Genomic DNA, 20,775 nt, shown 5'->3' with positions numbered 1-20,775 from the left:
GGTTCAAATACAACCATTTTGGTGGTTTCAACGAAATGGTCAGATGCAGCTTGATTGCTGGCTTCGCACGCTTGAGTCGCGCGGGCCAGTACCTTTTGAAAATTGCGCCAGTCCCGATAATCCAGTAACGGTGCCAATTCTCTCGCTGACCAAAATTCTTGCCCTTCAGTGCCATAATGCCGTATTTCTTCAAAAGGTTGATGATGTTCGTTCATTGCCCACTCCATGTGATATCGATTGCAAAGAAAGTAAATCTGTAACTGTATTTATATACAGTTGTGAGTATCTCACGTTCTCAGTGTGCTGGGCAAAAAAACATCGCAAAATCTGGAGCAGGCACGCAAAACAGAATTGAAGTTGCGGGGAAGAAAAATGCCGCTCTGTTTGAGTGGGCGGCATTTGTGAAGGCTGAAAAGTAAGAATTGGCGTTACGAGTTATTCAATGTTCTGAATCTGCTCGCGCATCTGCTCAATCAACACTTTCAGCTCGATGGCAGAGTTTGTCACTTCGGCATTGATAGACTTCGAGGCCAGGGTGTTTGACTCGCGGTTGAACTCCTGCATCATAAAGTCCAGACGACGACCAACGGCTTCTTTTTTCTTCAGAATGTTGTAGGTCTCTTTAACATGCGCTTCGAGGCGGTCCAACTCTTCGGCAACGTCAATTCGTTGTGCCAGCAGAACCAACTCCTGCTCCAGACGGTTGTTCTCCAACTGAACCTGAGCATCTTCCAGCTTAGCCACCAGACGCTCACGCTGCCATTGCAGGATTTCCGGCATATGGGCGCGGACTTTGACCACTTCGGCGGTAACGCCTTCCAGACGCTGCTCGATCAATGCTTTCAGCGCCTGACCTTCGGTTTCGCGCGCGACGATAAAGTCATCCAGCGTACCATCCAGCGCCGCGAGAATTTCAGCGGCAATCGCGTCGAGATCCTGTTCCTGGGCCGCCATCACGCCTGGCCAGCGGAGAATATCAACCGGGTTGATTTCCCCTTCGTCACTCTGCATTTTTACCCAGTTCGCGGCAGTTACCAGCTGTTTAGCCAGTTTTTCGTTGAGGATCAGCTCACCTTGCGCGCTGACATCGGGCTCATAGCGCAGGGTACATTCCACTTTACCGCGCGTCAGGCGAGAACGAATACGCTCACGAACGACAGGTTCAAGGCTACGGAACTGCTCCGGCAGACGAAAGTAAGTTTCCAGATAACGCTGGTTTACCGAGCGCATTTCCCAGGTTGCGCTCCCCCATTCACCCTTGATTTCACGCCGGGCGTAGGCGGTCATACTGCGGATCATAGACGTTCCTGTTTATAAAAGGAGAGGTGGAAGGATTATAGCCATCGATGCCTTGTCAGGATAGGAATAACCGCCGGAAGTCCGTATAATGCGCAGCCACATTTGTTTCAAGCCGGAGATTTCAATATGCGTCCAGCAGGCCGTAGCAATAATCAGGTGCGTCCCGTTACCCTGACTCGTAACTATACAAAACATGCAGAAGGCTCGGTGCTGGTCGAATTTGGCGATACCAAAGTGTTGTGTACCGCCTCTATTGAAGAAGGCGTGCCGCGCTTCCTGAAAGGTCAGGGCCAGGGCTGGATCACCGCAGAATACGGTATGCTGCCGCGTTCTACTCATACCCGTAATGCCCGTGAAGCGGCGAAAGGTAAGCAGGGGGGACGCACAATGGAAATCCAGCGTCTGATCGCCCGTGCTCTTCGCGCGGCAGTAGATTTGAAAGCGCTGGGTGAGTTCACCATTACGCTGGACTGCGACGTGCTTCAGGCTGATGGTGGCACGCGTACCGCTTCTATCACCGGTGCTTGTGTTGCACTAGCCGATGCCCTGAATAAACTGGTTGAAAATGGCAAGCTGAAAACCAACCCGATGAAAGGGATGGTAGCCGCGGTTTCTGTCGGGATTGTGAACGGCGAAGCGGTTTGCGATCTGGAATACGTTGAAGACTCTGCCGCTGAAACGGACATGAACGTGGTGATGACCGAAGACGGGCGCATCATTGAAGTGCAGGGAACGGCAGAAGGCGAGCCGTTTACCCATGAAGAGCTACTCACCTTGTTGGCGCTGGCCCGAGGGGGAATCGAATCCATTGTAGCGACGCAGAAGGCGGCGCTGGCAAACTGATTTTTAAGGCGACTGATGAGTCGCCTTTTTTTTGTCTGTAGAAAAGTAAGATGAGGAGCGAAGGCATGAAACCATATCAGCGCCAGTTTATTGAATTTGCGCTTGGCAAGCAGGTATTAAAGTTTGGCGAGTTTACGCTGAAGTCCGGGCGCAAAAGCCCCTATTTCTTCAACGCCGGGCTGTTTAATACCGGGCGCGATCTGGCACTGTTAGGCCGTTTTTACGCTGAAGCGTTAGTGGATTCCGGCATTGAGTTCGATCTGCTGTTTGGCCCTGCTTACAAAGGGATCCCAATTGCCACTACTACCGCTGTAGCGCTGGCGGAGCATCATGACCTGGACCTGCCGTACTGCTTTAACCGCAAAGAAGCAAAAGATCACGGTGAAGGCGGCAATCTGGTCGGTAGCGCATTACAAGGACGCGTAATGCTGGTGGATGATGTGATTACCGCCGGAACGGCGATTCGCGAGTCGATGGAAATTATTCAGGCCAATGGCGCGACGCTTGCTGGTGTGTTAATTTCGCTCGATCGTCAGGAGCGCGGGCGCGGCGAGATTTCGGCGATTCAGGAAGTTGAGCGTGATTACAACTGCAAAGTGATCTCTATCATCACCCTGAAAGACCTGATTGCTTACCTTGAAGAGAAGCCGGAAATGGCGGAACATCTGGCGGCGGTTAAGGCCTATCGCGAAGAGTTCGGCGTTTAAAGAAACTCGCCGGATGAAAAGTCATCCGGCGTCATATTACTGCAACTGTGCAGCAATTAGCGGCCAGCGGGCGTCAAAGTCATCCGTCGGGCGGTATTTAAACTCGCTGCGGACAAAGCGTGACAGCATACCTTCACAGAAGGCCAGGATCTGGCTTGCCAGCAGGGTTTCATCCGTCGCGTAGCCTTCGCCCTCACGCATTCTCTTTTCACGCAATACCTGACGCAACTGCGCTTCAATACGCTCGAATAGCTGGTTGATGCGCCCTTGCAGGCGATCCTGTTCAAACATTAGTGCATGACCAGTGAGGATGCGGGTCAGGCCAGGATTACGCTCACCAAAACCGAGAAGCAGCAACACAATCAGACGCAGGCGCGCTGTGGTGTCTTTCTCATCTTTCAGAATCAGATTGATGCGAGTAATCAGGCTATCTTCGATAAACTCAATCAGGCTATCGAACATGCGGGTCTTACTGGGGAAGTGGCGATACAGTGCCGCTTCGGAAACGCCGACAGAGGCGGCCAGTTTTGCCGTCGTGATACGTTGGCTTCCATCGCTGGATTCCAGCATCAGCGCCAGAGACTGAAGTATTTCTTCGCGACGGTTCCTTTTCGCAGTTTGTTTTTCTGCCATGTTACAAAATACCCCTGAAAATAAGCACTTGCCAGGCGGCACCCACGCTATGACCGCAAACGAAATGTTTGCGGCTATGTTATGACGTTATTCGGATGCGTATGTGTTATTGACGACCAGAGTGACCAAAGCCGCCTTCACCGCGGTCGGTGGCGTCGAAATCTTCCACCAGATTAAATTCAGCCTGTACTACCGGAACAAAAATCATTTGGGCGATACGTTCGCCAGGTTGAATGGTGAAGCTGTCCTGACCACGGTTCCACACAGAGATCATCAACTGGCCCTGATAGTCAGAATCGATCAATCCTACCAGGTTACCGAGCACGATACCGTGCTTATGTCCCAATCCGGAACGCGGCAGCATCATGGCTGCCAGTGAAGGATCGGCAATATGAATCGCCAGCCCGGTTGGAACCAGAGTAGTGGCACCCGGTGCCAGTTCTACGGCGTCGTCGAGACAGGCGCGCAGGTCAAGTCCGGCAGAGCCAGAGGTGGCATAAGTCGGGAGTGGAAATTCCTTCCCAACGCGCGGGTCCAGAATCTTAACGTCGATTTTTTTCATCATAACGGGTCACGATCTCGTCGAGTAATAATTGGCCAAGGAGCTCTTTGCGCTCAAGCGGTAAGACTTTATCTCCGTCCTGCCAGAAAAGGTGTAATGCGTTGTTGTCGCTGTTAAATCCTTGAGTTGGCTGGGAAACATCGTTCGCGCAGATCAGATCAAGGTTTTTACGGATACGTTTTTGCCGGGCGTATTCTTCCACATTATTTGTTTCGGCGGCAAATCCAACGACGTAGGGTCGATGGTCTTTTAGTGTGGCAACGCCTGCGACGATATCGGGGTTTTTAACCATTTTTATTGTTAATTCATCACCCTGCGTGGCCTGCTTTTTGATTTTCTCTGGGGCCACGGTAGCTGCGCGATAATCCGCCACGGCGGCGCAACCGATAAAAATATTTTGCTGCTGTACAGAAGCATTCACGGCGGCTTCCATTTCCAGCGCAGTCATTACATCAACACGTTTAACAAACGGTGGCGTCGGTAGTGAAACCGGACCTGATACCAGCGTGACGTTCGCGCCACGACGGGCAGCAGCGGCGGCGATAGCAAAACCCATCTTGCCGGAGCTGTGATTAGAGATATAACGCACCGGATCGAGCGGTTCACGCGTCGGGCCGGCGGTAATCATAATGTTCAGATGTTTCAGGTCGTTGACGGGCGAAAAATGCGCTACCGCCATATCAACAATGGTTAACGGATCGAGCATTCGCCCAGGGCCGATATCACCACAAGCCTGACTGCCACTGTCTGGCCCCCAGATGAGCAAACCACGGGAAGCAAGCACCTCTAAATTATGCTGCGTGGCAGCGGCACGGTACATCTGCTGGTTCATGGCGGGGAGCACGGCTACAGGCGCAGGTGTAGCCAGGCAAATCGTCGATACCAGGTCATTCGCCATTCCGGCAGCAACACGGGCAATCAAATCTGCCGTGGCAGGGGCGAGAATCACTAAATCAGCCCATTTACCCAGCTCAATATGGCCCATAGCGGCTTCGGCTGCCGGGTCAAGCAGACTGTCGGAAACGGGATACCCCGAAACTGCCTGCAAGCTAAGTGGGGTAATAAAGGCTTTTGCCGCTTCGGTCATGGCTACGCGGACGTCGGCCCCGCGATCGCGCAAACGACGCACCAGTTCAGGGGTTTTATAGGCAGCAATGCCGCCGCTAACGCCGAGAACGATTTTTTTACCGGCCAGGCTCATGATGATTTTTCCTGTTGGGTGACACCAGAAGTTGGCGATTTTATCACAATACTTTTGTTGTCGTGCCTTCACCTGAGAATCACTTTGCGAGGCGCTTTCCAGGATTGAAAACTGGCCGTCGATTTAACGGAACGGCTATGACAGGATGCGAGCACCACAAAGGAGGTGAAGGTGAAAAACAATGCACAGCTGTTGATGCCGCGCGAAAAAATGCTGAAGTTTGGTATTAGCGCCTTAACGGATGTCGAGCTGCTGGCGCTATTTCTGCGTACCGGAACGCGCGGTAAAGATGTATTAACCCTGGCAAAAGAGATGCTGGAGAATTTCGGCTCTCTTTATGGCTTGTTAACCTCTGAATATGAACAGTTTAGTGGCGTTCATGGAATTGGCGTGGCGAAATTTGCCCAGTTAAAGGGGATTGCTGAACTGGCGCGGCGTTACTACAACGTGCGGATGCGTGAAGAAAGCCCTTTACTCAGCCCGGAGATGACGAGGGAATTTTTACAAAGCCAGCTCACGGGCGAGGAGCGGGAGATCTTTATGGTGATCTTTCTCGACTCCCAACACAGGGTTATAACGCATAGCCGTCTTTTTTCCGGCACGCTAAACCATGTTGAAGTCCATCCTCGGGAAATTATCCGCGAAGCGATAAAAATAAACGCCTCGGCGCTGATCCTTGCACATAATCACCCTTCGGGTTGTGCTGAACCCAGTAAAGCGGATAAACTCATTACCGAACGGATAATAAAAAGTTGTCAGTTCATGGATTTACGCGTGCTCGACCATATCGTGATTGGGCGTGGAGAGTATGTTTCTTTTGCCGAACGCGGCTGGATTTAACCCGCTATGCGCGATCCTTCGGGATCTTTGTCTGTTCGGGACTTGAGCACATCGCTGAGTCAGCGTATACTACGCCACCTTTGAGAATCTCGGGTTTGGCATTTGGGCCTGGCAATCGAGAGTTCACATAGAACTGCGATGACCGGGCTGTAAAGCCTGACGAGGCGCCAATACCCCATACGAAGCTCGAGCTAATTTGATTTTTGGAGAATAGACATGTCCCGAGTCTGCCAAGTTACTGGCAAGCGTCCGGTGACCGGTAACAACCGTTCCCACGCACTGAACGCGACTAAACGCCGTTTCCTGCCGAACCTGCACTCTCACCGTTTCTGGGTTGAGAGCGAGAAGCGTTTTGTCACCCTGCGCGTATCTGCTAAAGGTATGCGTGTAATCGATAAAAAAGGCATCGATACAGTTCTGGCTGAACTGCGTGCCCGTGGCGAAAAGTACTAAGTACTTAGAGGAAATAAATCATGGCTAAAGGTATTCGTGAGAAAATCAAGCTGGTTTCTTCTGCTGGTACTGGTCACTTCTATACCACTACGAAGAACAAACGTACTAAGCCGGAAAAACTGGAACTGAAAAAATTCGATCCAGTTGTTCGCCAGCATGTGATCTACAAAGAAGCGAAAATCAAATAATTCTCGCTTTGATGTAACGAAAAACCTCGCTCCGGCGGGGTTTTTTGTTATCTGCTTGCCCCCATATTGACTGCATCTGTTCATTCCCGGAGATGCTATGCCTGAATTACCCGAAGTTGAAACCAGCCGACGCGGCATCGAACCGCATCTCGTTGGTGCAACCATTCTTCATGCGGTGGTGCGCAACGGTCGCTTGCGCTGGCCGGTTTCAGAAGAGATCTACTGTTTAAGCGACCAACCAGTGCTTAGCGTGCAGCGCCGGGCTAAATATCTGCTGCTGGAGCTGCCTGAGGGCTGGATTATTATTCATCTGGGGATGTCTGGCAGCCTGCGCATCCTTTCAGAAGAACTTCCTCCCGAAAAGCATGACCATGTTGATTTGGTGATGAGCAACGGCAAAGTACTGCGCTATACCGATCCGCGCCGTTTTGGTGCCTGGCTGTGGACCAAAGAGCTGGAAGGGCATAATGTGCTGGCCCACCTTGGACCGGAGCCGCTTAGCGACGATTTCAACGGTGAGTACCTGCATCAGAAGTGCGCGAAGAAAAAAACGGCGATTAAACCGTGGCTGATGGATAACAAGCTGGTGGTAGGCGTAGGGAATATCTATGCCAGCGAATCTCTGTTTGCGGCGGGGATCCATCCGGATCGGCTGGCGTCATCACTGTCGCTGGCAGAGTGTGAATTGTTAGCTCGGGTGATTAAAGCGGTGTTGCTGCGTTCGATTGAGCAGGGCGGTACAACGCTGAAAGATTTTCTGCAAAGTGATGGTAAACCGGGCTATTTCGCTCAGGAATTGCAGGTTTACGGGCGAAAAGGTGAGCCGTGTCGGGTGTGCGGTACGCCGATTGTGGCGACGAAACATGCACAACGGGCAACGTTTTATTGTCGGCAGTGCCAGAAGTAATTGATGCGCGCCGGATGGCATACCATCCGGCATAAACGCTACGCTAATTTTGCCATCAATGCCTGATGGACATTCTCTGGCAGGAAATGGGTGACATCGCCCTGATGGCGCGCCACCTCTTTCACCAACGATGAAGAGATAAACGACCACTCTTTCGAAGGCATCAGAAACACACTTTCCAGTTCCGGCATTAAGTGGCGATTCATATGCGCCAGCTGCATTTCATATTCAAAATCCGCCACCGCACGCAGGCCACGAATCAGCACCGTAGCGTGTTGATTACGGGCGAAGTTAGCCATCAAATCACTAAATCCGACCACTTCCACGTTTCCCAGATGCGCAGTTGCGTGCTGTGCCAGCGCCACACGCTCTTCCAGAGTAAACATCGGTTTTTTACTGGGGCTGGCGGCAATCGCCAGAATAACGTGATCGAACATTTGCGTGGCACGCGTCACGATATCGATATGACCATTGGTAATGGGATCGAAAGTACCCGGATAAATCGCCCGTTTTTGCATAACAACCTCAATGCGTTTTCGGTGGCAGGTAAGGTTCCAGCAGTTGAAGCAGACGCTGTAGCGCGCCCTGGTTTTGATACAGCACTTCAACGGCATGACGGCCATAGAAACTACGGTAATCGGCGTCGGTGAGTAAAGAGGAAACCTCTTTTGCAAGCGTAGTGGCATCGGTGACGGTAATCAGCCCGCTTGCCTGCTCCAGCCGTGCGCAAATATCTTTAAAGTTAAAGGTATGCGGTCCCATCAATACCGGAATAGCGTGTGCGGCGGCTTCCAGTGGATTATGCCCACCACGTTCAACCAGTGAACCACCAACAAAGGCGAGATCGGCAATACCGTACAGCAACATCAACTCGCCCATCGTATCGCCAACCACAACCTGCGTGCTAGTGGAAGGGACTTCCCCTGAAGAGCGTGTGATATAGCTTAGCCCAGCCTGGCGGACAAGGTTAATCGCATCCGGGAAGCGTTCCGGGTGACGTGGTACCAGGATGAGCAATAAGTTCGGGAATTGCTGTAACAATGCCTGATGTGCGGCAATGACCACACTCTCTTCGCCTTCGTGAGTGCTGGTGGCAATCCATACCGGGCGATGAGGTGCCCACTGGCGGCGCAGCGTTACTGCTTTGGCAGCCAACTGCGGCGTGACAGAGATATCGAATTTCAGGCTACCAGTGATGGTCACCTGATTATTTTTTGCACCCAGCGCCACAAAACGTGCACCATCTTCTTCATTTTGGGCGGCAATCAGCGTAATTCGACGTAGCAAGCGACGGACGAATTTGCCCAGTTTGGCATAACCTGCGGCAGAGCGTGCAGAGAGTCGCGCGTTAGCGATCACCAACGGAATTTTACGTTTATGTAGCGCCGCAATCAGGTTAGGCCATAGCTCGGTTTCCATAATCAACACCAGTTTGGGGTCGACTTTATTCAGGAAACGATTAAGCGCATCGGGTAGATCGTAAGGCAGATAAACGTGCTGAACATCCTTACCGAAAGCAGATTGTACGCGTTCCGAACCGGTTGGCGTCATGGTGGTGACGGTAATCGGTAAATCAGGATAACGATGACGCAGCGCGCGCACCAATGGGATCGCCGCCAGCGTTTCACCAACGGAGACGGAGTGCAGCATAATGCCGCCTGGTTTTAGCGGATGGCGGTAAAAACCGTAACGTTCACCCCAGCGTTTTCGATAGGCCGGAGCCTTACGTCCGCGCACCCAGAGCCGTATCCAGATCAGCGGCTGAATAAGGTAGAGAAGGGCGGTGTAAAGCAATTCGAGCATAGTAAATAGCTGACTTATGGATGTGCTGGGGATTCTATGTATTTAGCTGTGGCTTTACCATTACTTTTCCCGTTTTTGACTTAAATAGCAATTTACCCGCCAATTCTTGCTGAACATCTATACTTTTTTTGTATTTTTATGCGATTCATTGATTTCTGCAGTACGTGCAGGAAGGAATCGCAGAGCAACAGTAAAAGAATATGGTTGCTAATGATTTTATTTGATTGATTTCTTTATTGAAAATCAACAATGTGCTTAAAAATCATTCGGGTCGGATTGCCGTGAAAGAAGTGATACACTAGCGCGTCAATATCAGTGCGGTATCAGTATTCAGGTAGCTGTTAAGCCTGGGGCGGTAGCGTGCTTTTTCTGCTTCACCTTAATCGGATAATCTCAACAAAAAGAGTTACTTGTGGATAAGCCATTTCGAAGAATTTTGCTCATTAAGATGCGTTTTCATGGGGATATGTTATTAACTACTCCCGTCATTAGTTCGCTGAAAAAAAATTACCCTGACGCAAAAATCGATGTGCTGCTTTATCAGGACACCATCCCGATCCTGTCTGAAAATCCAGAGATTAACGCGCTCTACGGCATAAAAAATAAAAAAGCAAAAGCTTCAGAAAAAATTGCCAACTTTTTTCATCTCATCAAGGTATTACGTGCCAATAAGTATGACCTTATCGTTAATCTTACCGATCAATGGATGGTTGCTATACTGGTTCGCTTATTAAATGCCCGTGTGAAAATTTCCCAGGATTATCATCATCGGCAGTCTGCTTTTTGGCGTAAAAGCTTCACCCATCTGGTGCCGTTGCAGGGTGGAAATGTGGTGGAAAGTAACTTATCCGTGCTGACGCCACTGGGTCTCGAATCGTTGGTGAAGCAGACAACGATGAGTTACCCGCCTGCAAGCTGGAAACGAATGCGTCGCGAACTGGATCACGCAGGTGTTGGACAAAATTATGTGGTTATCCAACCTACCGCGCGGCAAATCTTCAAATGCTGGGACAACGCCAAGTTTTCCGCTGTGATTGATGCCTTACATACACGTGGCTATGAAGTCGTTCTGACGTCCGGCCCGGATAAAGACGATCTGGCCTGCGTCAATGAAATTGCGCAGGGATGCCAGACGCCACCAGTAACGGCGTTGGCCGGAAAGGTAACCTTCCCGGAACTTGGTGCGTTAATCGATCATGCGCAGCTGTTTATTGGCGTTGATTCCGCACCGGCGCACATTGCCGCTGCAGTTAATACGCCGCTGATATCGCTGTTTGGTGCAACAGACCATATTTTCTGGCGTCCCTGGTCAAATAACATGATTCAATTCTGGGCGGGAGATTACCGGGAAATGCCAACGCGCGATCAGCGTGACCGAAATGAGATGTATCTTTCGGTTATTCCGGCGGCAGATGTCATTGCTGCTGTTGATAAATTATTGCCATCCTCCACGACAGGTACGTCGTTATGATCGTTGCTTTCTGTTTATATAAATATTTTCCCTTTGGCGGTTTGCAACGCGATTTTATGCGTATTGCTCAGACAGTTGCGGCCCGAGGGCATCATGTTCGGGTTTATGCCCAGTCATGGGAAGGCGAATGCCCTGATGTGTTTGAACTGATCAACGTGCCGGTTAAGTCGCATACCAATCACGGGCGTAACGCGGAGTATTTTGCCTGGGTGCAAAAACATTTACGCGAGCATCCGGTCGATAAAGTCGTTGGATTCAACAAAATGCCGGGGCTGGACGTTTATTATGCCGCTGATGTTTGTTATGCCGAGAAAGTGGCGCAGGAGAAAGGCTTTTTCTATCGCCTGACGTCACGTTATCGCCATTATGCCGCCTTTGAGCGGGCAACCTTCGAACAGGGCAAGCCGACACAGTTGCTGATGCTGACAGATAAGCAAATCGCCGATTTCCAGAAACATTATCAGACTGAAGCGGAGCGTTTTCATATTCTGCCACCGGGGATTTATCCTGATCGTAAATATAGCCAGCAGCCAGCCAATAGCCGTGAAAGCTTTCGTAAGAAAAATGGAATAACAGAACAACAATATTTATTGTTGCAGGTCGGTTCAGACTTCACGCGTAAAGGTGTCGATCGTTCCATTGAAGCACTTGCTTCGCTCCCGGATTCACTGCGCCACAACACATTGCTATATGTTGTTGGGCAGGATAAACCGCGAAAATTTGAGGCACTGGCAGAAAAACGCGGCGTGCGCAGTAATGTTCACTTCTTCTCGGGGCGCAACGATGTCTCGGAATTAATGGCGGCGGCGGATTTATTACTGCATCCTGCCTACCAGGAAGCGGCGGGAATTGTGCTGCTGGAAGCGATTACTGCAGGATTACCGGTACTAACAACAGCCGTTTGTGGCTATGCGCATTATATTGTTGACGCGAATTGCGGCGAGGCTATTGTTGAGCCATTCCGCCAGGAAACATTGAATGAGATTTTACGCAAAGCGTTAACGCAATCTTCATTGCGGCAGGCCTGGGCGGAAAATGCGCGACATTATGCTGATACACAAGATTTATACAGTCTGCCAGAAAAAGCGGCGGATATCATAACGGGTGGTCTGGATGGTTGAACTTAAAGAGCCGTTTGCCACGTTATGGCGCGGTAAAGATCCTTTTGAGGAAGTTAAAACCTTGCAGGGTGAGGTTTTTCGTGAACTGGAAACTCGCCGCACTCTGCGCTTTGAAATGGCGGGCAAAAGCTATTTTCTCAAATGGCATCGCGGCACGACCCTGAAAGAGATAATCAAAAATTTACTCTCATTGCGGATGCCAGTATTAGGCGCAGACCGCGAATGGAATGCGATTCATCGACTGCGGGATGTCGGCGTTGATACTATGTATGGGGTGGCATTCGGCGAAAAAGGCATTAATCCGCTGACCAGAACCTCGTTTATTATAACCGAAGATCTGACACCAACCATCAGTCTGGAAGATTACTGTGCTGACTGGGCGACTAACCCTCCAGATGTTCGCGTAAAGCGTATGATTATTAAGCGTGTCGCGATGATGGTGCGCGATATGCATGCTGCGGGCATTAACCACCGTGACTGTTATATCTGTCATTTCCTGCTGCACTTGCCTTTTTCTGGTAGGGAAGAGGAGTTAAAAATTTCGGTAATTGACCTGCACCGGGCGCAGCTTCGCACGCGCGTTCCACGTCGTTGGCGCGATAAAGATCTTATTGGGCTTTATTTTTCTTCGATGAATATTGGCCTGACTCAGCGGGATATCTGGCGGTTCATGAAGGTGTATTTTGCTGCCCCGCTTAAAGACATTCTCAAGCAGGAACAAGGGCTGCTGTCGCAAGCAGAAGCAAAAGCCACAAAAATCAGGGAAAGAACGATTCGAAAATCGTTGTAATTTCCGGAGAGAAATATGAGTGCCCACTATTTTAATCCACAAGAGATGATCAATAAGACAATCATCTTCGATGAAAGGCCAGAGGCGTCAGTGGCATCATCATTCCATGTTGCTTATGGCATTGATCAGAACTTTCTTTTTGGTTGTGGTGTTTCAATCACGTCAGTTTTGTTACATAACAACGACGTGAGTTTTGTCTTCCACGTTTTTATTGATGATATCCTTGACGCCGATATCCAGCGTTTATCCCAATTGGCGAAAAGCTATCATACCTGTATCCAGATCCATCTGGTAAATTGTGAACGGCTTAAGGTATTACCGACTACCAAAAATTGGTCTATTGCCATGTATTTCCGTTTTGTAATTGCAGATTACTTTATTGATCAACAAGATAAGATCCTGTACCTGGATGCTGATATCGCCTGCCAGGGAACCTTAAAACCGCTGATAACAATGGATCTTGCCAATAACGTTGCTGCTGTTGTTACTGAACGCGATGCTAACTGGTGGTCGTTACGGGCTCAAAGTCTGCAGTGTAATGAACTTGAAAAGGGTTACTTTAATTCAGGTGTCCTGTTAATTAATACACTAGCGTGGGCGCAGGAGTCCGTTTCTGCTAAAGCGATGTCGATGCTTGCTGATAAAGCCGTCGTTTCCCGTTTAACCTATATGGATCAAGATATACTAAATCTTATCCTGTTAGGGAAAGTTAAATTCATTGATGCTAAATACAATACGCAATTTAGTTTAAATTATGAATTAAAAAAATCATTTATTTGTCCAATTAATGATGAAACCGTATTAATTCATTATGTCGGCCCGACAAAACCCTGGCATTACTGGGCCGGTTATCCAAGCGCGCAGCCATTTATCAAAGCCAAAGAAGCATCGCCATGGAAAAATGAACCGTTAATGCGGCCAATTAACTCAAATTATGCTCGTTATTGCGCTAAGCATAATTTTAAACAAAATAAACCAATTAACGGGATAATGAATTATATTTATTATTTTTATTTAAAGATAATAAAATGACATTGAGAAAATTTAAATGAATGAATTTATAAAAGAACGGTTTCCGTATTTAGCAGATAATAAAAAAGAAAACGTCCCAGAGCTAAATGTTTCCTACGGTATCGATAAGATTTTTTTTGTATGGTGCTGGCGTTTCAATTTCTTCCGTTTTGATTAATAATTCAGATATTAATTTTGTCTTTCATGTTTTCACTGATTATGTGGATGATGATTATTTAAAGTCATTTAATGAAACAGCAAAACAATTTAATACCTCAATTATTGTATATTTAATTGACCCAAAATACTTTGCTGATCTGCCGACGTCACAGTTTTGGTCGTACGCGACATACTTCAGGGTATTGTCCTTTGAATATCTGAGTGAAAGTATTTCCACACTGCTGTATCTGGATGCCGATGTCGTTTGTAAAGGAAGTCTGAATCCTCTCACAAAAATTATATTTAAAGATGAGTTTGCTGCGGTTATTCCTGACAATGATAGTACTCAGGCGGCATGTGCAAAACGTCTTAACATTCCCGAAATGAATGGACGTTATTTCAATGCAGGCGTTATCTATGTCAATCTTAAAAAATGGCATGAAGCAAATTTGACACCGTATTTACTCAAACTTTTACGAGGGGAAACTAAATATGGCTCTCTTAAATATTTAGATCAGGATGCGTTGAATATCGCATTTAATATGAATAATATCTACCTTGCGAAGGATTTTGATACTATTTATACCCTGAAAAACGAACTTTATGATCGTAGTCATCGAAAGTATCAGCAAACCATTACCGATAAAACAGTGTTGATTCACTATACAGGGATAACTAAACCATGGCATAGCTGGGCTGGATATCCGTCTGCATCATACTTTAATATCGCGCGTGAACAATCTCCCTGGAAGAAATATCCTCTTAAAGAGGCGCGGACTGTTGCAGAAATGCAGAAACAATATAAGCATCTGTTTGCCCATGGTGAGTATATAAAAGGCATAACTTCATTAATTAAGTACAAGCTTAAGAAATAAATTACTCTTATGATTACAAGTATACGTTATCGCGGCTTCTCATTTTATTACAAAGATAATGATAATAAATATAAAGAAATCTTTGATGAAATACTGGCCTATAATTTTAAAACAGTAAAAGTATTACGTAATATTGATGATACCAAAGTATCGTTGATTGATACGAAATATGGTCGCTATGTTTTTAAAGTCTTTGCTCCGAAAACGAAAAGGAATGAACGTTTTTTAAAATCTTTTGTAAAAGGTGACTACTATCAGAATTTGATCGTTGAAACCGATCGTGTCAGAAGTGCAGGTCTTACTTTTCCTAATGATTTTTATTTTCTGGCTGAGCGTAAAATTTTCAACTATGCCAGTGTTTTTATCATGCTTATCGAGTATGTCGAGGGCGTAGAGCTCAATGATATGCCGATTATTCCAGAAAATGTTAAAGCAGAAATTAAGGCTTCAATGGAAAAATTGCATGCCTTAAATATGCTATCGGGCGACCCACACCGGGGTAACTTTATCGTTAGTAAAGATGGTGTCAGGATAATTGACCTATCCGGTAAAAGCTGTACGGCAGAGCGTAAAGCTCGTGATCGTCTGGCCATGGAACGTCACCTGGGTATTGCCAACGAAATAAAAGATTATGGCTACTATTCAGTAATCTACAGAACCAAACTACGCAAATTTATTAAAAAATTAAAAGGCAAAGCGTAAACCACACAGTCAAAACGGAACCAACATGGATTTATTAGCTGAGAGTATTACTGAAGTCGCTGTCTCTGGGGAAATTGCTAACACCGATCGTGTGTTAAATATCGCTTACGGTATTGACCGTAATTTTTTATTTGGTGCGGCAGTATCTATGCAATCAGTTGTTATGCATAACCCGGACCTTGCGGTTAAGTTTCATCTCTTTACCGACTACATTGATGAAGATTATCTACAACGTGTTAACGCTTTTACCAGCAAAAATGCTAACGTTGAAGTAAGAATTTATAAAGTCTCCAGTGCCTTTATTGATATCTTCCCCAGCCTGAAACAGTGGTCTTATGCAACATTCTTCCGTTTAGTTGCGTTCCAGTATCTGAGTGAAACTATTAAAATCTGTTATATATCGATGCTGATGTCATCTGTAAAGGCTCATTAGCTGGATTGCTTGATATTAATTTTGACGGCGATAAGTTTGCAGCTGTTATTAAAGATGTGCCTTTTATGCAGGAAAAACCAGCGAAGCGTCTGGCTATAGAGGGACTTCCAGGGAATTATTTCAACGCTGGTGTAGTATATCTGCAGCTTGAAGCATGGTCGAAAAATGATTTTATGAACAAAGCCATTGCTATGCTGGCAAGTGACCCGCAGCACACGAAATATAAATGCCTTGATCAGGATATTTTAAATATTCTGTTCTTTGGTCATTGTATTTTTATTAGCGGCGATTATGATTGCTTTTATGGCATTGACTATGAGTTAAAAAATAAAAGCGATGAAGATTATAAAAAGACCATTACCGATGATACTAAGCTGATTCATTATGTTGGCGTAACGAAGCCCTGGAACGACTGGACGAATTATCCCTGCCAGAAGTATTTTAATGAGGCTTATCAGGCTTCTTGCTGGAATGATGTGGCGTTTATTCCAGCCACGAATGAAAAGCAGTATCAAGTGAAATCCAGACATTTGAAAAGAAATGGTAATATTGCATCTTCATTTTACTATTTCATGCTCTATTATAGTAAGAAAATAGCGCGTAAGCATTTTTCCAAATAATTATTAAGACTAATCATCCAGAGATTTTTTAATGAACTTGCCCATTTATATTGTCTCACTTAAAAGAGATATTGAGCGAAGAAATAAAATAAATGATGTCTTTCATCGATTAAACATTAATTTTGATTTTTTTGATGCCATAGATGCTAAAGATCCTCAAAATAAAGAAATTATTAATAAAATGAGATTAAGTGGTGTCGGCGCAGAAATGACTGATGGAGAAATTGCTTGTACGTTAAGTCATCAGCTTATATATCAGGATATGATAGATAAAAATATAGAATGGGCAGTCATTCTAGAGGACGATGTTATCGTCAATGAGAAATTTAAAAATTTTCTTCAATACTTTAATCCTTCTGAAAAAGACAAGTTAAAACATAATAATTTGTATTTGCTTGGAGGTCAGAAAGGATTACATGATTATCCAGTATTGGGGCAAAGCCTTTTTAGTAAAGTTAAGGTAAGTACTTGTATTTTTCGTCGTGTTAATTTTAATAAAAATAAAATTCGTCGTACATGTTCATATTTGATGAATAACGATATGGCACTAAAGTTGCTCAAATTGACAAAGGATTATGGCACCTATCGAGCTGATAGCTGGAAGTTAATGCATCAACATAATATTATAAAAGATTTTTATTTAGACGAAATAATATTACATCCTATTTTAAATGAGTTTAATAGTCACCTTGAAAGTGAAAGGCTTTTAATATCGGAAAAAAAACAACCCAGGACAAGGCTTCAGAAAAAAATGAAGTTTATACGTTCCTGGATAAAGGTGGCTTTTTTTTCTCTTTTGAAATGAGATTGTTAATTTCAATTTATTGTGAGATATTAACGTGGAAGTAAAAATTGAGCAATTTCGAAATAATAGCTGTAATTTTATTTTTTTATTATATTTAATCGGTTTGTTGTTTGTGCCAATTGATCTAAATATTACCACTAAAATAATTAATGCTACAGGTGCATTTTCTCTTTTTTTATTAATTGTAAATAACAAGCATAATTATAATAAAAATATCATTATATTAATTCTTGGCTTACTTCTTTTGGGTGCAATGAACCTGATATGGTATGAGTTTTATAAAACAGAAGATGTAGTATATAGAAATGCTTATCGAGGCTATCTTGAGTCTGGAAAACTATTAGTATTTAGCTCGTTGACATTTTTATTACTAAGTAAAAATAAATTCAGGCAAAATGAAAAGCTACATTTTATTTCAGCTATCTTAGTTCAAATAATCATGCTATGTAGAGCATATTATCAAGGGATATATTTGCATGCAGACCGCATTCCCCTCTCCGCCATGAATGGGAATATTGGTCAGATGGGGGCAGCGACTATTGCGGCTTATGTGATTACATTCACTACTTTATATTCTTCAATTGTATTCATCAAAATGCAATCGAAATATAAATGGTTTCTATTTTATGCTAACTTTGCTTTAAGCTTTGCAGCAGTAATGATGACAGGAACGCGTGCGGCAATTTTCACATTCCCACTTATGATTATGGTCATATTATTTCTTCAGCATCGTGATCAAAAAGTGTTTTTATTTAAAGGATTGAGTGGTGTTTTTATATTGCTACTTGCTTGTGGTTTGATATTTAATAAGGAAATTGAGAGGCGAATTAATTCATTAAAAGCTGATGTTATTTCATATGCTACAAAAAATAACAGTCAATCCTCGGTCGGAGCACGTTTTGCAATGGTTAATGCAGGAATTAAAGGAAGTCCTGATGGTTTTAATTGGCAATCTCTTGAGCAGCGTGCTGAAAAGATAAAAGCATTAAGTGCAGAAAATAATATTTATAGTGGAGCTTTATTATTCCTTGATGTACATATGCATAATGAAATTGTTGAAGCTCTTTCCACGAAAGGGAAAATTGGTCTTCTTGTTCTTATTATGTTCTATGTTGCAATGATCTACTACTGTATCCGGGAGAAAAAATATATACTTTTGGTTTTCCCTGCTTCTATTATGTTATTTGGCATTAGTGATGTCATTACGCATGCTAAACCAATACCGGCATCGTGGATTGTGTGCCTCTTCCTGTCTATATCGCTTTTGAGTAAAAAAGAACCACAATAATAAAAATGTTGATTAAGTAAGTGGGTATAATGCCCACTTACTATTTATTAAATCAATGTAATTTCTTTATAAACAGCCGCTGCTTCTAAATTATTTAAACTCTTTAGCGGAGCCCTACAAACCATCTGATTCTTCCCATACCCACCAATTAATCCCGGATCGGTAGGTCCATAAACCGTGATATTGGGTCTATCCAGTGCCGCCGTTAAATGGCTTAACCCCGTATCCACCGACACCACAAATTTAGCCCCGGCCAGCACGCGGGCAACGCCTTCCAGACTCATCTTCGGCAATACTTCAACATAAGCAAATCCTTCCGCCAGTCTTTTTGCCCGCTCTTCTTCATGCGGCGCGCCCCACGGAAGTTTAATGCGAATCCCTGAATCTGCCAGTAAACCAATCAACTCTCGCCAGTGTGCTTCCGGCCAGTGTTTATCATCACGGGTTGTTGCATGAAGAAATACGGCATATTCGCCAGCATCTGTCGGCAGGTTCGTCAGGAAATGCTGCGCAATGGCATAATCGCCCTGGGTTTGCGGTTTGCTATAGCCCAGACTTTTGGCAAACAGTTCGCGGGTGCGTTCTACGGCGTGCTGCTGTTTTGCAATATGATGCTTACGATTGTAAAACAGGCTGGCTAAAGGTTCGCGTGCGGTTTGCCAGTCCATTCCATGCTTTACGCCATGCGCCAGACGCGTCACCAGCGCCGCGCTTTTTACCAGCCCCTGAGCGTCGATAACTGCGTCATAGTTCTCTGCTTGTAGCGCTTCACGAAACGCTTTGCGTTCAGCTTTTATGGGGGCCGAGAACCAGGCTTTACGCCAGCGACGTATTGCCACAGGAATAACTCGCTCAACGGCAGCGTGCCAGGAAGGAATCTGTGCGAACCCTTCTTCCACCACCCAGTCAAACTTAATCCCTGGGATTGCCTGCTGGGCATCAGTGAGTGCGGGCAGCGTATGGAGAACATCGCCCATCGACGATGTTTTAACGATCAGAACCCGCATCCGTCAGGCTTCCTCTTGTAACAATAGCGCGTTGAGTTCTTCCAGTACGCGCTGGGGAGTAATGTCGATCAAGCTCTGGTGATAACCCTCCGCAGCGTCACCTTTACGCACTTTGTGATAGCCGGTAATCAGGCGGATCACGCGCGCTTTATGGGATAGTGGCGGTGTGAAGTCCGGGCTACTCGGACCATACAGGGCAACCAAAGGACGATTGAGCGCCGCCGCAACGTGCATCAGGCCAGAATCGTTAGTGACAATGGCTTTACAGGCTGCAATCAGGATAACTGCTTGATCAAGCTGTGTTTCCCCCGCCAGGTTCCGGCACCATGCCTGCTGCTCGGTATTCAAAGCGGCAAGAATCTCATTGCCCGCTTCATGATCTTTCGCCGAGCCAAACAGAACCACCTGATAACCTTCATCAATCAGCTGCTTTGCCAGCTCCGCATAGTGGTAGTGTGGCCAGCGTTTTGCCGGACCAAACTCCGCTCCGGGGCAAAAGCCAATCATCGGACGTTCTGATGAGAGCGAAAATTGATTACAGGTATATGATTTTTCACCTTCGCTCACCTGCAACTGCGGCCATAACAATGGCTGCGGCAGATCTTGTGCGGTACGCATAATGCCTTTGTCATAGGCCAGCGCGACATAGCGTTCCACCATTAGCGGCCAGGCTTCTTTATCGAGCACGCGTACATCGTTAAGTAAACCGTAGCGCATCTCGCCGCGCCAGCCGGTGCGATGAGGAATACCCGCGAAGAAAGGCACTAATGCGGACTTGAAGGAGTTGGGTAAGACGTAGGCGCGGTCGTAGCGCTTTTCACGCAGACTATGACCCAGTTTGCGGCGTTCGCCGATTTCCAGCGAACCGTGACCGAGAGGCATAGGGATAGCTTCGTTAACTTCCGGCATCCGCGATAATAACGGACGGCACCATGCCGGTGCCATCACGTCGATTATCGCCTGGGGATAGCGCGCCTGGAGCGTGCGATAGAGACTTTGCGACATCATCATGTCGCCAACCCAAGACGGGCCGATCACCAGTATTTTCATGCAGAGC

General features: G+C 46.2%; 21 protein-coding genes and 3 pseudogenes. 15 read left to right on the top strand and 9 right to left on the bottom strand.

The features are described from left to right. Nucleotides 1-8 precede the first annotated feature (8 nt). Both QUF14_RS22305 and QUF14_RS22300 read right to left on the bottom strand, forming a co-directional pair. A pseudogene (locus QUF14_RS22305) lies at nucleotides 9-215 on the bottom strand (BRO family protein); the annotation flags it as partial. 220 nt (nucleotides 216-435) lie between these two features. Continuing rightward, nucleotides 436-1,299, bottom strand: a complete 864-nt coding sequence (locus tag QUF14_RS22300) for a YicC/YloC family endoribonuclease (protein WP_000621336.1) — start codon at nucleotides 1,297-1,299, stop codon at nucleotides 436-438. Nucleotides 1,300-1,425: 126 nt separating this feature from the next. Between QUF14_RS22300 and rph the strand changes: the two genes are divergently transcribed. Together rph and pyrE are read left to right on the top strand one after the other, a co-directional pair. After that, nucleotides 1,426-2,142 (top strand): ribonuclease PH, encoded by a 717-nt coding sequence (gene rph / locus QUF14_RS22295; protein WP_001247087.1) that lies wholly within the window; start codon nucleotides 1,426-1,428, stop codon nucleotides 2,140-2,142. Between the two features lie 65 nt (nucleotides 2,143-2,207). Then, complete coding sequence (gene pyrE / locus QUF14_RS22290; RefSeq protein ID WP_000806154.1) at nucleotides 2,208-2,849, top strand: orotate phosphoribosyltransferase; 642 nt, start codon at nucleotides 2,208-2,210, stop codon at nucleotides 2,847-2,849. Between the two features lie 36 nt (nucleotides 2,850-2,885). On the opposite strand, the gene slmA is transcribed toward pyrE, so the two are convergent. The 3 genes from slmA to coaBC all read right to left on the bottom strand — a co-directional run bounded on the left by slmA (nucleotide 2,886) and on the right by coaBC (nucleotide 5,245). Then, entirely contained in the window at nucleotides 2,886-3,482 is a 597-nt protein-coding gene (gene slmA, locus QUF14_RS22285) for a nucleoid occlusion factor SlmA (protein ID WP_000818598.1), read from the bottom strand. Between the two features lie 106 nt (nucleotides 3,483-3,588). Beyond that, the gene (gene dut, locus QUF14_RS22280; protein WP_000976064.1) at nucleotides 3,589-4,047 is read right to left on the bottom strand and encodes a dUTP diphosphatase; all 459 of its coding nucleotides are present in this window, start codon (nucleotides 4,045-4,047) and stop codon (nucleotides 3,589-3,591) included. After that, the gene (gene coaBC / locus QUF14_RS22275; RefSeq protein ID WP_000050143.1) at nucleotides 4,025-5,245 is read right to left on the bottom strand and encodes a bifunctional phosphopantothenoylcysteine decarboxylase/phosphopantothenate--cysteine ligase CoaBC; all 1,221 of its coding nucleotides are present in this window, start codon (nucleotides 5,243-5,245) and stop codon (nucleotides 4,025-4,027) included. Before coaBC ends, dut begins: the two co-directional genes overlap by 23 nt. Before the next feature lie 171 nt (nucleotides 5,246-5,416). Here coaBC and radC point away from each other — a divergent pair, with 171 nt between their 5' ends. The 4 genes from radC to mutM all read left to right on the top strand — a co-directional run bounded on the left by radC (nucleotide 5,417) and on the right by mutM (nucleotide 7,633). After that, entirely contained in the window at nucleotides 5,417-6,085 is a 669-nt protein-coding gene (gene radC / locus QUF14_RS22270) for a RadC family protein (RefSeq protein WP_001297375.1), read from the top strand. Between the two features lie 216 nt (nucleotides 6,086-6,301). Then, on the top strand, nucleotides 6,302-6,538 hold the full coding sequence (gene rpmB / locus QUF14_RS22265; RefSeq protein ID WP_000091955.1) for a 50S ribosomal protein L28: 237 nt from the start codon (nucleotides 6,302-6,304) through the stop codon (nucleotides 6,536-6,538). 20 nt (nucleotides 6,539-6,558) lie between these two features. Then, nucleotides 6,559-6,726: a 50S ribosomal protein L33 gene (gene rpmG / locus QUF14_RS22260; RefSeq protein WP_001051798.1), complete on the top strand. Its 168-nt coding sequence runs from the start codon at nucleotides 6,559-6,561 to the stop codon at nucleotides 6,724-6,726. 97 nt (nucleotides 6,727-6,823) lie between these two features. After that, nucleotides 6,824-7,633 (top strand): bifunctional DNA-formamidopyrimidine glycosylase/DNA-(apurinic or apyrimidinic site) lyase, encoded by an 810-nt coding sequence (gene mutM, locus QUF14_RS22255; RefSeq protein ID WP_001114524.1) that lies wholly within the window; start codon nucleotides 6,824-6,826, stop codon nucleotides 7,631-7,633. A gap of 38 nt (nucleotides 7,634-7,671) precedes the next feature. On the opposite strand, the gene coaD is transcribed toward mutM, so the two are convergent. Both coaD and waaA read right to left on the bottom strand, forming a co-directional pair. Beyond that, complete coding sequence (gene coaD / locus QUF14_RS22250) at nucleotides 7,672-8,151, bottom strand: pantetheine-phosphate adenylyltransferase (protein WP_001171862.1); 480 nt, start codon at nucleotides 8,149-8,151, stop codon at nucleotides 7,672-7,674. 7 nt (nucleotides 8,152-8,158) lie between these two features. Then, a complete protein-coding gene (waaA, locus tag QUF14_RS22245; protein ID WP_000891553.1) occupies nucleotides 8,159-9,436 on the bottom strand; it encodes a lipid IV(A) 3-deoxy-D-manno-octulosonic acid transferase in 1,278 nt (425 codons plus the stop codon). Nucleotides 9,437-9,848: 412 nt separating this feature from the next. On the opposite strand from waaA, the gene rfaQ reads away from it, so the two are divergent. The 9 genes and pseudogenes from rfaQ (at nucleotide 9,849) to QUF14_RS22200 (ending at nucleotide 18,711) form a co-directional block, all read left to right on the top strand. Continuing rightward, a complete protein-coding gene (rfaQ, locus tag QUF14_RS22240) occupies nucleotides 9,849-10,907 on the top strand; it encodes a lipopolysaccharide core heptosyltransferase RfaQ (protein WP_000360404.1) in 1,059 nt (352 codons plus the stop codon). Then, nucleotides 10,904-12,028: a glycosyltransferase family 4 protein gene (locus QUF14_RS22235; protein ID WP_000634232.1), complete on the top strand. Its 1,125-nt coding sequence runs from the start codon at nucleotides 10,904-10,906 to the stop codon at nucleotides 12,026-12,028. Before rfaQ ends, QUF14_RS22235 begins: the two co-directional genes overlap by 4 nt. Continuing rightward, entirely contained in the window at nucleotides 12,021-12,818 is a 798-nt protein-coding gene (gene rfaP, locus QUF14_RS22230; protein WP_024212122.1) for a lipopolysaccharide core heptose(I) kinase RfaP, read from the top strand. Before QUF14_RS22235 ends, rfaP begins: the two co-directional genes overlap by 8 nt. A gap of 15 nt (nucleotides 12,819-12,833) precedes the next feature. After that, on the top strand, nucleotides 12,834-13,850 hold the full coding sequence (gene waaO / locus QUF14_RS22225; RefSeq protein WP_001272748.1) for a lipopolysaccharide 3-alpha-galactosyltransferase: 1,017 nt from the start codon (nucleotides 12,834-12,836) through the stop codon (nucleotides 13,848-13,850). Nucleotides 13,851-13,866: 16 nt separating this feature from the next. Beyond that, nucleotides 13,867-14,863, top strand: a pseudogene (locus QUF14_RS22220) (glycosyltransferase family 8 protein). A 9-nt stretch (nucleotides 14,864-14,872) separates the two neighbouring features. Further along, nucleotides 14,873-15,565 carry a lipopolysaccharide core heptose(II) kinase RfaY gene (gene rfaY, locus QUF14_RS22215; protein ID WP_000633087.1) on the top strand — a complete coding sequence of 231 codons (693 nt, stop codon included), beginning with the start codon at nucleotides 14,873-14,875 and terminating at the stop codon, nucleotides 15,563-15,565. A gap of 25 nt (nucleotides 15,566-15,590) precedes the next feature. Beyond that, nucleotides 15,591-16,618: pseudogene (locus QUF14_RS22210) on the top strand (glycosyltransferase family 8 protein). Nucleotides 16,619-16,649: 31 nt separating this feature from the next. Further along, nucleotides 16,650-17,423, top strand: a complete 774-nt coding sequence (locus QUF14_RS22205) for a glycosyltransferase family 25 protein (RefSeq protein WP_001052920.1) — start codon at nucleotides 16,650-16,652, stop codon at nucleotides 17,421-17,423. A gap of 34 nt (nucleotides 17,424-17,457) precedes the next feature. Next, nucleotides 17,458-18,711 (top strand): O-antigen ligase family protein, encoded by a 1,254-nt coding sequence (locus tag QUF14_RS22200; protein ID WP_100733897.1) that lies wholly within the window; start codon nucleotides 17,458-17,460, stop codon nucleotides 18,709-18,711. Nucleotides 18,712-18,758: 47 nt separating this feature from the next. Here the strand turns inward: QUF14_RS22200 and rfaC are convergent, their stop codons facing one another. Both rfaC and rfaF read right to left on the bottom strand, forming a co-directional pair. Continuing rightward, complete coding sequence (rfaC, locus tag QUF14_RS22195; protein ID WP_001264575.1) at nucleotides 18,759-19,718, bottom strand: lipopolysaccharide heptosyltransferase RfaC; 960 nt, start codon at nucleotides 19,716-19,718, stop codon at nucleotides 18,759-18,761. Between the two features lie 3 nt (nucleotides 19,719-19,721). Further along, nucleotides 19,722-20,768 (bottom strand): ADP-heptose--LPS heptosyltransferase RfaF, encoded by a 1,047-nt coding sequence (gene rfaF / locus QUF14_RS22190; RefSeq protein ID WP_000699259.1) that lies wholly within the window; start codon nucleotides 20,766-20,768, stop codon nucleotides 19,722-19,724. Nucleotides 20,769-20,775 lie beyond the last annotated feature (7 nt).

It is taken from the genome of Escherichia sp. HH091_1A (assembly GCF_030295175.1).
Classification (GTDB): domain Bacteria; phylum Pseudomonadota; class Gammaproteobacteria; order Enterobacterales; family Enterobacteriaceae; genus Escherichia; species Escherichia coli_F.
This window is presented reverse-complemented; position numbering and strand designations above follow the sequence as displayed.